12 protein-coding genes and 2 pseudogenes are annotated in these 12,401 nt (G+C 71.9%); 6 read left to right on the top strand and 8 right to left on the bottom strand.

The window, feature by feature from the left end; translation table 11 throughout:
• Positions 1–288: 288 nt before the first annotated feature.
• Positions 289–519 (top strand): annotated as a pseudogene (locus SSMG_RS47865) (helix-turn-helix domain-containing protein); the annotation flags it as partial.
• Between the two features lie 129 nt (positions 520–648).
• Here SSMG_RS47865 and SSMG_RS40970 read toward each other — a convergent pair.
• A complete protein-coding gene (locus SSMG_RS40970; RefSeq protein ID WP_286157110.1) occupies positions 649–1,785 on the bottom strand; it encodes a glycosyltransferase in 1,137 nt (378 codons plus the stop codon).
• Positions 1,786–2,204: 419 nt separating this feature from the next.
• The gene (locus SSMG_RS40965; protein WP_158688155.1) at positions 2,205–2,849 is read right to left on the bottom strand and encodes a hypothetical protein; all 645 of its coding nucleotides are present in this window, start codon (positions 2,847–2,849) and stop codon (positions 2,205–2,207) included.
• 370 nt (positions 2,850–3,219) lie between these two features.
• On the opposite strand from SSMG_RS40965, the pseudogene SSMG_RS47860 reads away from it, so the two are divergent.
• A pseudogene (locus SSMG_RS47860) lies at positions 3,220–3,390 on the top strand (NAD-dependent epimerase/dehydratase family protein); the annotation flags it as partial.
• 73 nt (positions 3,391–3,463) lie between these two features.
• Here the strand turns inward: SSMG_RS47860 and SSMG_RS47855 are convergent.
• A complete protein-coding gene (locus SSMG_RS47855) occupies positions 3,464–4,168 on the bottom strand; it encodes a hypothetical protein (RefSeq protein ID WP_009086249.1) in 705 nt (234 codons plus the stop codon).
• Between the two features lie 198 nt (positions 4,169–4,366).
• Between SSMG_RS47855 and SSMG_RS40955 the strand changes: the two genes are divergently transcribed.
• Positions 4,367–4,927 carry a hypothetical protein gene (locus SSMG_RS40955; protein ID WP_050788557.1) on the top strand — a complete coding sequence of 187 codons (561 nt, stop codon included), beginning with the start codon at positions 4,367–4,369 and terminating at the stop codon, positions 4,925–4,927.
• A gap of 193 nt (positions 4,928–5,120) precedes the next feature.
• Here the strand turns inward: SSMG_RS40955 and SSMG_RS42840 are convergent, their stop codons facing one another.
• Genes SSMG_RS42840 through SSMG_RS40935 form a run of 4 tightly spaced genes read right to left on the bottom strand, consistent with a single transcriptional unit; the run spans position 5,121 to position 8,185 of the window.
• On the bottom strand, positions 5,121–5,897 hold the full coding sequence (locus SSMG_RS42840; RefSeq protein ID WP_009086245.1) for a hypothetical protein: 777 nt from the start codon (positions 5,895–5,897) through the stop codon (positions 5,121–5,123).
• Positions 5,894–7,129: a hypothetical protein gene (locus tag SSMG_RS40945; protein ID WP_009086244.1), complete on the bottom strand. Its 1,236-nt coding sequence runs from the start codon at positions 7,127–7,129 to the stop codon at positions 5,894–5,896. The genes SSMG_RS42840 and SSMG_RS40945 overlap by 4 nt, the downstream gene beginning before the upstream one ends.
• A 26-nt stretch (positions 7,130–7,155) precedes the next feature.
• Entirely contained in the window at positions 7,156–7,506 is a 351-nt protein-coding gene (locus tag SSMG_RS40940; RefSeq protein WP_009086242.1) for a hypothetical protein, read from the bottom strand.
• A gap of 4 nt (positions 7,507–7,510) precedes the next feature.
• Positions 7,511–8,185: an SAV_915 family protein gene (locus SSMG_RS40935; RefSeq protein WP_159396492.1), complete on the bottom strand. Its 675-nt coding sequence runs from the start codon at positions 8,183–8,185 to the stop codon at positions 7,511–7,513.
• A gap of 1,088 nt (positions 8,186–9,273) precedes the next feature.
• On the opposite strand from SSMG_RS40935, the gene SSMG_RS40930 reads away from it, so the two are divergent.
• Positions 9,274–9,648, top strand: coding sequence for a hypothetical protein (locus SSMG_RS40930; RefSeq protein WP_158688153.1), 375 nt, complete (start codon positions 9,274–9,276; stop codon positions 9,646–9,648).
• Between the two features lie 199 nt (positions 9,649–9,847).
• Positions 9,848–10,558 (top strand): hypothetical protein, encoded by a 711-nt coding sequence (locus tag SSMG_RS40925; RefSeq protein WP_037719221.1) that lies wholly within the window; start codon positions 9,848–9,850, stop codon positions 10,556–10,558.
• Positions 10,559–10,661: 103 nt separating this feature from the next.
• Here the strand turns inward: SSMG_RS40925 and SSMG_RS40920 are convergent, their stop codons facing one another.
• Positions 10,662–10,898, bottom strand: coding sequence for a hypothetical protein (locus tag SSMG_RS40920; RefSeq protein ID WP_037719219.1), 237 nt, complete (start codon positions 10,896–10,898; stop codon positions 10,662–10,664).
• Between the two features lie 176 nt (positions 10,899–11,074).
• On the opposite strand from SSMG_RS40920, the gene SSMG_RS40915 reads away from it, so the two are divergent.
• The coding region (locus SSMG_RS40915; protein WP_050788555.1) for a DNA polymerase Y family protein at positions 11,075–12,401 on the top strand (1,327 nt) is incomplete at its 3' end.

Raw genomic sequence — 12,401 nt, 5'->3', positions numbered from 1 at the left:
AAATATTCAGCATTGAATCCCCAATTCTCGGAGTGTCTGGATTTGCCGGCCCCGACCGGTGCCTCCCCTCCCGAACGGTTTCCTTGGAGGCGGTCACCGACCACAGCGAAGATCGGCCGACAACTGCCAGCTTGTCCGTGCTCGGTACCCGCTCGGTCCCCGCCCGGTACCCGATGGGTTCCTCGGCTCGGCCATGCAGGCATGCCGACCACATGATCGGTTGCAAGGCTCGGAGACGAAGGGTTCGCGTTTCGCGGACTTGCCGCTCGTGGCAACGCCTGTGACACCTTGGAGGAAGGGGCGGGCCCGCGTGTTCGCCCGCGGAGATCTCGACTTCGCCGCCTAACGGCTGTAGGCCGCAGCTGTCGCTTCTCGCTGGATCTGACGAGCTGGGGCACCGCTGACCGATCCCGACAGGAATTCCGAGTCCTCGAAGTGCTCGTGCGCAACGCCGGGGCGATCCAGCCGAGGGAGAAGCTCATCCGCGCGCTGTGGGGCATACAACCGGAAGCGACGAAGTTGCTGGACGTCATGGCGGCGGCGCGGGTGTGTTGCAGGGCGGCGGCGGGTTCATCCAGCAGGTGCTCGACCGAGAAGCGGTGGCTGAGCAGGTTCGCGCGGGCGAAAGTCGCGGACAGCAGGTTCCCGTTACCTGCGGGCGGCCGCCTCCAGCATCGCGTCGACCAATCGCTGGGCCGCGTCGGGCCTGCCCAGTTTGCGGGCCCGTGCCGCCATCGTCAGACGGCGGTCGCGTTCGGTCAGCAGCGGCGTCATCGCAGCGCGGAGGGCGTCCTCGGACACCGCGCCGGTCAGCGCGACGGCGGCTCCGGCGTCGTGGAGATTCCGCGCGTTGTGGAGTTGTTCGTTGCCCGCCGAGGAGGCGAGCGGGATCAGCACCGACGGTTTGCCCAGCGCGGTCAGCTCCGCGATGGTTCCCGCGCCGCTGCGGGCGACCACCAGATCGGAGAGGGCGAGCACGTCGGCGAGTTCGTCACCGACGAACTCCGTGACGAAGCAGCGCGCGACGAGTTCGGCCGGCTGCCGTGCGTACTCGCTTTGCAGCTGCGCGGCGTTTCCCTTCCCGCACTGGTGGACGAGGTTCGCCTGCTCGAGCAGCCACGGCGCGCTCCGGCAGACCAGCTGGTTGATCTGCCGGGACCCCTGGGCCCCGCCCGTCACGTACACCGTGGGCAGGTCCGGCGCGAACCCGCGCAGACCCGGCGCTTCAACCGCCCGGTCGGCGCTGCCGTGCAGCAGTTCCGGCCGGACCGGGTTGCCGGTCACCACCGCGCGGACACCGGACGGCAGGAGCTCGAGCGTGGATTCCGACGACACGGCCACGCAGGTCGCGGCCCGGGCCAGCAGCTTGTTGGTCAGCCCCAGCCGCACGGTCTGCTCGTGCACGACCAGCGGGCGGCCGCAGATGCGTGCGGCGAGGCCCACCGGCACGGCCACGTAGCCGCCGGTGGCCAGCACGACGTGCGGCCGGAAACCCGCCACGAGGCTGCGCGCCTGCGCTATGCCCAGCGGAACGCGGCCCATGTCTTTGAGGTTTGCCGCCGTGATCATTTTGAGCGGGTTGGACGCGCGCCGGATCTTGCCGGTGGCGACCGCGGCGAACCGAAACCCCGCGGATTCCGCGACGCGCTGTTCGAGCCCGCCGTCTTTGCCGATCCACAGCACGTCCAGGGCTCGGTCGTCGGCTTCGATCCGGGAACGCAGGGCGCGAACGGCGGTCAGTGCAGGGTAGGTGTGGCCGCCTGTGCCGCCACCGGTGACGATCACGCGGAAAGTCCCGGCAGGGCTCCCTGCGGGCTGCTGACTGTTCACAGAGAAGCGTCTCCACCGGGCGAAGTGATCCGGGCCGTCGTACCCGGTGCTCTCCTTACAGTGCCGCAGTCCCGCTCATCGTGTGCGAACGGGTCGCTCCCCGCGTCGTGGTGACCGCGCGGCGGCGCACGAGCTCGCCGGGGAGAACCCGCAGCCGCGGCGCGGAGGCACTGGCTGGACGTGCAGGACTCCGACTGGAACAAGCACTGCGTGAACGTCTGGGAGTACTACGACGCGGATCTGACCTTCGGCTCACTCTCGGCGAGGACGGCGACATCGAAGAGTGCCGGCTGGCTGAAGCCAAGGAACGACCGGCGGCCGTCGACACCGCTGGCGAAGGAAGCTAGGAATCCGCGCTGGCTCGAACGAGCGGGTCAGAAGGCAGATCGGATCTGCCGGATGAGGTCGTCGAGTTCCTGCTCGGACGGCACGTCGACGCCGGATTTGTTGAGCGCGCGGACCGTCTTCCAGCCGCGCCACCAGTCACGCGGCGTGCGCAGCAGCGAATCCTGCGTCAGCCCGGGCGAGGCGGAATCGCCGCCGGCCGCGACCGCCGACAGCCGATGCGTCACCAGGGGCTGTGCGTCGTGCAGGTGGAACTCCTCGCACACGAGGGTGATCTCGGCGCGCCGGTCCCGGGCCATCGGCGCGATTTCGTCGCGGTCGAACCGCATGAATCCGGCGGGGCTCGGCCCGGCAGGCAGAATGACCACATTGTCCTCCCGGGCGACGAGGGGAGCGTGGTCGTCCCCGATCTCGGCGAGGACTCTCCGCAGCTGCCCGTACTTCTGCACCATCCCGGCCGTCATGCGCCGCTCGGTGCGCAGCTGCATGCGGAACAAGGAGGCGGACATCGCGACGCCCAGTCCGGCCAAGGCGATGACGACCACGCCGAACCAGGTGAAAGACCGGACCGAGGCGCTGATCGCGAGGAGCCCGCAGACGGCACACCCCATCACCGGCGTCGCCGCGACCGCCAACCGCCTCGCTCGAGAAGACCGCACTTTCACGTCGGCCACCACGCCCTTCCACTGCCCGCTGCTGCCTCCCTCAGGTCGCGGCCGCCGCTCCCGGCGTTACCGTGCAGCCTGCGGAGAGGCGTCACGATTCCGCCACGGGCGGGTTCGGCAAGTCTCGCGGCGGCCGGACGTCTCCGTGGCGTCGACCTGCTCGCCACGGTGACGGCACCGTCGGGTCGTGGATGCCTTGCCGATCTCGCGAACTCCTCGACCCCCGCAACGGATTCGCCAGCCCGCCCTGGGACCGGTCGGGTTGGCCGGCGCCACGCCTGATTCGTGCCTGTGCACAGACGGCTTCGCCGCGCGGCGCTTGTGCCGCCCGGGCGGCAGCGCGTTCCCCCGGACCTCGTCGAGCAAAAGGAGCTTGCCCATGATTCCGCGTCCGCCCGGACGGGGGCTCGTCACCGGAGGAGCCGGGTTCATCGGCTCGCACCTCGCAACCCAGCTGCTTCGCGCCCCGGACGTCGCGCAGGTGACGGTGCTGGACGCGCTGACCTATGCCGGACATCCCGACAACTTGGCCCACCACGCGGACCAACGTCCAGGGCACGCAGACCTTGCTCGACGCGGCGTTGTGCGCGGCGGCCGGAAGCGCCGCGGCCTTCGGAAGCGTCTCAGCGGCGTCCTCCGGAGCCGGGTGCGCCGCCGCGGACGATCTGGACCGGGGGCAGCGGGCGCGGCGGGCCGCCGTCGTCCTGGGCATAACCCTTGGTGGGAACGAAATGGCGAGCGCCGTCGCGGCGTTTGATGTAGCCCTGGACCGCAGCGCGGGCGGCACCGATCGTGGCGAACCCGGTCAGGTCCAGGATCGTGTCGCGCAGCGTGTCGACCTTGCGCTGCTGTCCTGCGGTGAGCGTCCTGCGGCGGCGGTGCCAGGAGTCGAACTCCTTGAGCAGCGCTTCGGCCCGGAACGCGGTCTCGTCATCTAACCGCGGCACCACCCCCGACGGCTCCGGATGCCGTCGCCGCCCCGGGACCGCCGGGCGGTCGTCCTCGCGCGGCTCCGGTACGCGGCGGCGCCGTCCGGGAGAACGCGGCTGCAGCGGCGGGCTCTCCCCGCGCGGAGGAGGAACGACCTGACGCCCTGCGCCCGGCGGTGGAGGCAGCTGGACCGGGGCGATGAACGACACCTGGTGCCGGGTGAGGCGCCGGGCGGCGTCCACTGCGGCGCTGAGGCTGTTCATTCCCGTCACCCGGCACAGCCACCGCTGCACCTTCGCCAGGTCTTCGTTCCGCTCGGCCGATTCCGGCTGCCCGACCAGAACGTCGTACGTGGCCACCAGCCACATCACGTCATCGCGGCGACTGACGTCCAGCATGAGCCCCCCACCCGTCCGAGGAATCGGGCGCAGTCCGCTCCGTCACGGAACCGCACATCCACCATAGCGCCGGCGGCGGGCCGTGAACGGCAGGCGCGCACGAGGTACCAACGCCGGCGACGGATGGCTCCCCCAGAACCGGGCGCGGGCAGGTGCCGGCGGCATAGACTCGGCGGGAGACAGCCGGGGGGAGTACTGGTGGAGAAGCGCCTGTGGCGGACCATCGTCAGCGGGATCAAGGCCGGGCACGTCGAGACGCTGCGAGCGGGGTTCGTGCTCAAGCCGCAGCTGCACGCGTTCGCCGACGGGAAACTGCTGGGTTACATCCAGCTGCGCCCCGTCCGCCGGGGCGAGGACGCCCGCACCGGCATCGCGGAGATGTCAGGCTTCGCCGCGGCCGCTCGCGCCGACGAGATCGTCGTCGCCTGGGAAACCCAGGACGTCGCCGTGGCATGCGATCTCCCGGCCCGGCACGAGGGCGCCGGGCTCAACATCGTCCGGGCCACCGCAGAGCAGCGGATTCTCTACCCGTTCACCTACCGGGAGCAGCAGATCGGCCTCACCGATACCGGACTCGCGTCGATCGCGCCGCAATGGACCTCGTCGGGCGCCGCACAGCCGGCGACGGACCTCGAACCCGCGATCGCGGTGTTGCTCGAGTTCAGCTTCCGCCCCGTCGAGACCGGTTCCGACAACCTGTTCCAGCAATCGGTGGCGCTGCTGGAATCGCAGGAATACCGCATCAGACTGACCGCGTAGGACACGTCGCGCGGGCCGCGTCCAGCCGGGCCCGCAGGCAGGGGCCGCCGGACTGTGCAAGATGCGGTGCTCGGACGGAAATGCAGATGTCGACCCCGGCCGCCGAGCCGTCCCGGTCGAACGCCCCGCAGCCCCCGCCATCCATGCGAGACGGACGCGTGATCTCTTTCGGCCGAGACGGTCGGCCGGCCGTTCACGAGTTTCCGCTGTGCTTGCGCCGGTCGTCGGTTGAGTCGGGTTTCGCTGTGGCGCGGAGCCGCAGCGCCGGGGTTTCGTTCAGTCGCAGGATGCCGATGGCCTGGCTGGTGACGTGGGCGCCGTTGGCGACGGAGTGCAGGATCCCGTTGTAGACCAGGTCCCAGATGCGGCGGTCGCGCTGCAGTTCCTCGGTGCTGCGGGAGAAGCCGCCCTTTTTGTTGTAGAGCCACAGGTGGAACGTCGTGCCGCCGTAGGACGCGTCGATCTTCGTCAGCGCGTACAGGTCGACCCAGGCTCGTTTCTTCTTGCCCCACCGGGAGAACTCCACCACCAGCCAGTCGGCTCCGGCCGCGTAGGTGATGTGGGTGAATGGGCTTGTGGTCAGGAAGGTGAATACGGCGACGAACACCCATATCTGCCAGTACGTCAACGCGTCGAGACCCATTCCTTTGAACAGGGAAACGCCTGCTGCCAGCGCCACGGTCATGACGAAACCGACGACCACGGTCATGATCTTGCCTCCGCGGCTTTCCCGGTGCCAGGCCAGCACCGGCCCGTATCCGGGGGGCGGAGCAGGCCGGCGCGACAGTTTCGTTTCCCGTGTCGGATCGTCGTAGCGCGAGAGGCGGGGTTCGCGGCGGAAGTAGCTAAGCCCGTGAGGAGGGAACGGCTCTCCGGTCTCGGGGTCGGGGCGAGGGGGCAGGGCGTCGAGCCATGCCAGCGGCTCCCAGAGCGGCTCGGCCGCCTCAGGGTGGCGCGCGTCTTCGGTCATTCGGGTACCAGCCAATCGACGACGGCTTGTCCGCCGATGGCTCCGGCGATGCCGCCTGCTGTCCCCACGATAAACGACCCGACGGGGGTGAGCGGCGCGCCCGCGACAGCTCCGGCCGCTGCGCCGGCCGCCGCGGCGCCGAGTGACCCGCCGACGATGAGGCCGGTGGCGTCCGCCGCCGCCTTGCCCCAGGTCTGCTCGCCAGTCGCCGCATTGACGATCTCGGTCGCGATCGTCAGCCCGCTGCCGACGTACGGCATGCCCTTGAGGAGCTTCTGGCCTGTCCTGAGACCGAGGCCTGCCTCGTCGGGCAGGGCATGGTACTTCGCCTTGCCGGGGTATTTGGCGATCCACTCGCGCAGCTTCTCGGGGACTTTCTCGACGTACTGGCCGAACTGCTGGGCGCGGGTTTGGTAGGCGGTCTTGTTGTCGCGCGACTGCTCCGCGGCCCAGGCGAGCAGTTCCTTGTCGGCGGCGGTCATGGAAATCTGGGTGCCTCGGGCCCAGTTGTCGAAGAACTGGGCGCTGCCTTCGGCGCGCTGGGCTTTGAGCAGGGCTTCGGCGCGGGGGTTCTCGAAGGAGCTGATGTAGCCGTTGACGCGGGCGATGGTGGTGGTGCCGACCTTGTAGGCGTCGATGTCCGGGCCGCCCGGCGGCGGTGCGAGCGCTTCGCGGAGGGCGACGTGGGCGTTGCCTTCGGTGGTGCGGGCGGCGTCCACGATGGCTTTGCAGTCGTTGTAGACGGCCGCTTTCGCGTTGTACCCGGCGACGGCCGCGTTGTACTGGGCGATGTCGCCCTGGTAGACGCCGATCGCGCGGTGCGCGCCGCCCGGGGTGCAGACCTCGACCGGGGTGCCGGGTTTCGGCATCGACACCGGCAGCGGTTCGACGATGAACGGCCCGTCGACCTCCAGCCCGCCCGCGGCGGCCTTGGCCAGGGCTTCCTGCATCCGCGCCACGACGGCGTCCAGCGAGGACGCGAAATCCCGCAGCCCGCGCTCGACGCGCGCGGCCCACTCGCCCATCCCGTCGGCCACGACGTCGACCTGGTTCACCGAGTCGCGGAACGCCTGGCTGGCCGGCCCGGACCAGCCGCCCTCGGCCGCGGCGCGGGCGTCGCGGACGCTCCCGGCGGCGCAGTGTCCGGCGTCGGCGACGGTCCGCAGCCAGTCCGCGGCCGCGACGCAGGTGCCGGACGACCCGTTGACCGTGGTGTTGAGTGCCTGCCCCATGCCGGGCTCCCCTTTCTCGGCGGTGGTCAGCCGTGGACGTGCAGTTCCCGCCGGGCGTCCGGGTCGGAGTCCTGGCGGTCGTTGAGTTTCAGCTGCCCGGCATGGCTGTTCTCGATGTCGTCGTAGGCGCCGCTGGCCGCGTGCACGTTCGCGGCCGCCCCGCCCATCGCCCCGGCCGCGGCGACGCCCATCTTCACGATCCCGGCCACCGCCTGCCCGACCACCGCCGACGACGCACCCGCGTCCACCCCCCGCGCCGCACGGGACGTCGCGACGTCCAACGTCTGTTCCCCGTCGCGCAACCGGGCGACGATCCCCTCCAACGCGCCGGCGGTGAAGCTGTAGCCGCCGTCGCGTTCCCCGTACGGCATTCCCATCCCTCTAGTCCTCTCCGGCCGCTGATCGCGAATTCCAGTCCCGGACCGGCCCGGCGTGCCGGGCCGATTCGTCCAGCACGGGGTTCAGCAGCACCCCGCGCGCGCCGGCCTGCACCGCGACGCCGGCGATCGCGTCGGCGCGCACCGCCGCCCACGGCTGAAACCCGCCGCACCCCGCCGCCAGCAGCGCCGGCGAGGTGTAAGCCAGCAGCAACAGCCGCCCCGCGGCATCCGGCTGCAGCTCCAGCTCGACCACCCGCTGCCCCGCCCGCACCGGCCGCGACGGCACATACAGGCAGCCGCCCTGCTCGCCGACCGGATCCACAAGGTCCAGCGGCGGCTGCTCCCGACCCTCGGGCGCGTCGGGATAGCGCGGGACCGGATCCACCACCGCGTCGAGCACGACCACGCCGACCCCCGCCTCCGCGCAGAACCCGGCCAGCCTCTCGCGGGGCACCTGGATCCACGGCTGTCCGCTGCCGCACGCGGCGGCCAGCAGCTGGATCGAGGAGTACGCGACCACCGCGACCTCGTTGCGCGCCGTGCGCCGCAGCTCGACACCGGCGGGACGATCCCCCTCCGGCGGCACCGCCAGCACGAACACCCGCTCAGGCAGCCTCTCGGGCAGGTCGTCCACGCGCACGAGCGCACGCCGCGCATCGGCCGCGCTCAATCGCACCGCCGCGTCCGCCGCCCCCGCACGGAGCCGGCCCCCGTGCACCCGTTCGCCATATTCACCGCGCATCCCCTTCCGTCGATCCCGCGCGGGGGCCGAAACCGAATCGGGGCGGGCGAGGCAGAGCGCCGGACGACGCGTCGGAAAAACCAGGGAGCGCCCCCGCCTGCCACACCGATCCCCTCTCCGGAAAATTCGAACGACGACCCCGGCAAAACGCCTGAACGGCTCTACGCCAAACGTTAAGCAGGCCCCGGAAACACGACCGCACACCTCCGATCGGCCGCCTGGAAAGCCAAGCGAACCGCGCGGTCGACGACGAATCCGAGACGCCGCAACAACTCCCGGATTAGAACAAGACGGCACGAGGCGCACAACAACCGCGCACCCGAACCACGCAATCGCAGAGCAAGTCATTCAATTCAGAACGGAACTCTCATGAGAATTTCACATGGCATAAATGAATAGCCTGGCTCGCGGCGGCGGTTCCCTGTCGGCCTGGGGCAGAATCGTCGCCTGCGGACCGGTCCTTCGCCTTCATCGTGCGTCCTCCGCGTTGCCCCCACCGACATCGTGTGGGCCCAGCCGCCCGGCGCGCCCGCACCGGCTGGTGGACCGGCAGGGACCGAAAACGATGCCGCGAGGCAGCGCCCTTCGCGCTCCCGGTCGAGGACGGGGCCCTCGATGCCGGTGCGCCGTGGAGGTGCGGGACCGCTCTTCCCGGGTGGTGTCGGCGGGCCGGTGGCTGCGCTGCGGTGGGGGCGTCACCGGGGCGCGTTTCCATGGCGCGATGGACGCGGTCGAGCGGACCCGCTGGTCGCATGCGTGCGTGGTCGAGACCCGGTCGGGGCGGTGGCTGGTCGATGTCTGTCCAGCCGGGCGGATCGAGCCGCGCGACGAAGCGGCGTTCGGCGAGCTCGCGCGACGACCCGGGCTCCGGCGGTCGCGCGGGCGTTCCTGCTGCACTTGCTCTGGCATCGTCGGCCGGGCACGGACCTGGCCGCCCCGTTGAGCGACCGCGCCCTGATCGTCATGGCACCGGGCGAAGCGCGGTGACGCCGGGAGTGGACCTCGGGGCCGGGGAGGTGCTGGTGCTGGACGGGCAGGAATGGACTGTCGAGCGGGCCGAGCCTCGCATCGGGCGCGTCGTTCTCGTCAACGCCACGGGCGAGCGGAAGGCGGTCAGCATCCGTTTCCTGATGCACCATCCCGATTGCCGCCAGTCCACCCGCACAGGAGGCCCGGTCACGGCGGCCTGCGGGAGGCAGGAGCCGACCGCGGGCGATTTGACTCTGCCCCAGCGGGATCTCGTCGCCCTGCCCCCGGCGCACCTCGTCGCGAACGTTCCATCGACACCAAGACCACGACTCGCCAGTGGCAGAAACCGTGATCAGGGGACAGATAACTTGATCCGTCACAACAAGCAGCCGCTCCCGCGCCGGCTCATCCTGCTCGGTGACATCTAGAACATATGTTCGACAACCGGTGTCAGAGTGTCGTACCTTTCCGTCGTACGCCAGGCCGGAATCGGCACTGGCGGAGTTGTCCGGCTGCGGGAACCGCGGCCTGTCGGGGCGATGGCCGGGCAGCGCACGAGGGGTCTGCCGGGCCTTCCCCGCCCGACAGATCGCGCAACGGCACGTCGAGGAGCAGGGGAGGCGTTCGGTGACCACGGCCGCAGCGGACGCGCTGGCGCGTCTGTCGTCGATCCCCGGCGTCAGCACCGCGACCGCGCTGGCCGGCGAGCGCGCGTCGGCGGCGTCCGAGGGCAGCACGCTGCCGGTGGCTGGCCCGCTCGCCGCGCTGGGGCCGCTCCGGCGCGGCACGACCGTGTCCGTGGCCGGGTCGACGTCGCTGCTGCTCGCCCTGCTGGCCGAGGCGACCACGAACGGGGCGTGGGCCGCGCTTGTCGGGTGCCCTTCGGTGGGGGTCGTGGCGGCGGCGGAGCTGGGAGTGGCGCTGCAACGGGTGGTGCTGGTGCCGCGCCCGGGCGCCGACGCGGCCGCCGCGGTGGGCGCGCTGCTGGACGGGCTCGACATCGTCGTGCTGGGGGAGGCGCTGTGCCGCACGGTTTCCGCTGCGGCTGCGGCGCGGTTTTCCCGCCGCGCCCGCAACCGGGGCGCGGTCTTGATCGCGGCCGGGCCGTGGCCCGGCGCGGACCTCGGCCTGCGCTGCGAACCGGGACGGTGGCACGGTGCGGCCGCCGACGGACGCGGACGGTTCGAATATCGCGAAGCGGTGATCCGCCGGGACGGGCGCCGCGCGCCCGAGGCGGCGGTGGCCGTCCGGCTTCCCGGCGCGGGCGGAACGATCGCAGCCGCGAGCACGGCGCCGGCACAAGCCGCCCGCCCGGCGATGACGGTGGTCGCGCCGTGAACCCTGGCCCGCCGGGCACGAACCCCCGGACATCCCCGGACGCCGCAGGCTGTGTCGCTCGAGGCTCGATCCCCGCCGCCGCGCGCCGACGCCGATCAGGTCGTCACGACCGCTCCGGCGACGCGCGCACGGCGCCGTCCGGGGGGGTTTCCGCCTCGATCTCGATCCGCAGCCAGGCAGCCGCGCGGACGCGAACCCGGAGGGCGACCTGCCGCTGCGGCGAGCGCGCAATCTTCGCCAGCACCGCGGCGGCCACGGAGCCGGCCAGCGCGAACACCACCACGACACCGGCAACGACCAGCACACACAGCCATATCCCGTTTGACGACAGCGCGGCCACGACATCCGCTCCTCGGCCGCCCGAGCATCGGAGTCCCCGCCCCCAGCGCGGCGGCCCTGCGCTGTCCCGATCGTACCGCCCCGGCTGGTCCGCCTCATCGGCTTCCCGGGTGAGCAGCGCCGCGCGCGCAGGCCGCTTCCGCAAGGCTGCGGCACCGGGAGAAAGTGTTGCCTCCGGTGAATAATGCAGCCGCGCCGCGCCTGCTGGCGCTGTGGTGCCCGGACTGGCCCGTCGTGGCGGCGGTCGCGGCCGCGGGGCTTCCGGTCACCGCCGCGGCCGCGGTGTTCCACGGCAGCCGGGTGGTCGCCTGCTCGGCCCGCGCACGGGCCGACGGCGTGTCCCGCGGGATGCGGCGGCGCGAAGCCCAGTCCCGATGCCCGACCTTGGCCGTGTTCGGGCACGATCCCGACCGCGACGCCCGGCATTTCGAGGCTGTCGCGAGCGCGGTCGAAACGGTCGCCGCGGGCCTGGAGATCGTCCGCCCCGGGCTGATCGCGCTCCCGGTCGCGGGCCCCGCCCGGTACGCGGGCTCGGAGACGGCGTTGGCCGAGCAGCTCGTCGACCAGGTCGCCGCGCTCGCGGGCGTCGAAAGCCAAGTCGGGATCGCGGACGGACTGTTCGCCGCGACCATCGCCGCGCGACTCGGCCGCGTCGTCGAACCCGGCGGCACCCGCGCGTTCCTCGAGCCTCTGCCGCTGACGGAACTCAGCCAGCCCGGTACCGACCGCACTGGGCTGGTCAGCCTGCTGCACCGGCTCGGACTCTGGACTCTCGGCGATTTCGCCGCGCTGGCCGAACGCGACGTCGCGGGCCGATTCCCCCGGGACGCCATCCTCGCACACCGGCTCGCGCGCGGCCTGTCGCAACGTCCGCCGACGCGGCGCACGCCGCCGCCGGAACTGACGGTACGGCGGACGTTCCAGGACGACCCGCTCGACCGGATCGACGCGATCGCGTTCGCCGCGCGAGCGGCGGGCAGCGAGCTGCACGTGCGCCTCGCCGACCGCAGCCTGGCCTGTACCCAGCTCGCCATCCACGCCACGACTGAGACCGGAGAAGAACACAGCCGCACCTGGCGCGCTTCCGAACCCCTCACCGCCTCGGGAATTACGGACCGGGTGCGGTGGCAGTGCGAGGGCTGGCTGCGCCGCCGCGAGGACGACCGGCCCTCCTCCGGCATCGTCGGGCTGGTGCTCGAACCGGCGGAGACCGTGTCCGGGGGCGCGCTGCAGCTGAGCCTGCCCGCCGCGGGCGTCGTGCCGGACGCCGACGACCGCGCCGCGCGCGCGATCGGCCGCGTGCAGGGCCTCCTCGGCCCCGACGCGGTGTTCACCGCGGTCCTGGGCGGCGGCCGCGGACCCGCCGAACAGGTCCGCCTGGTGCCCTGGGGCGATCTCCCCGACGACGACGGCGACCCCGACGCGCCGTGGCCGGGACGCCTGCCCGCGCCCTCGCCCGCGACCGTGCCCCCGGAGCCCTGGCCCGCGCAGGTGCTGGGCCCCA

This window comes from Streptomyces sp. AA4, assembly GCF_000158875.1.
Lineage (GTDB): Bacteria > Actinomycetota > Actinomycetes > Mycobacteriales > Pseudonocardiaceae > Amycolatopsis.
This window is presented reverse-complemented; position numbering and strand designations above follow the sequence as displayed.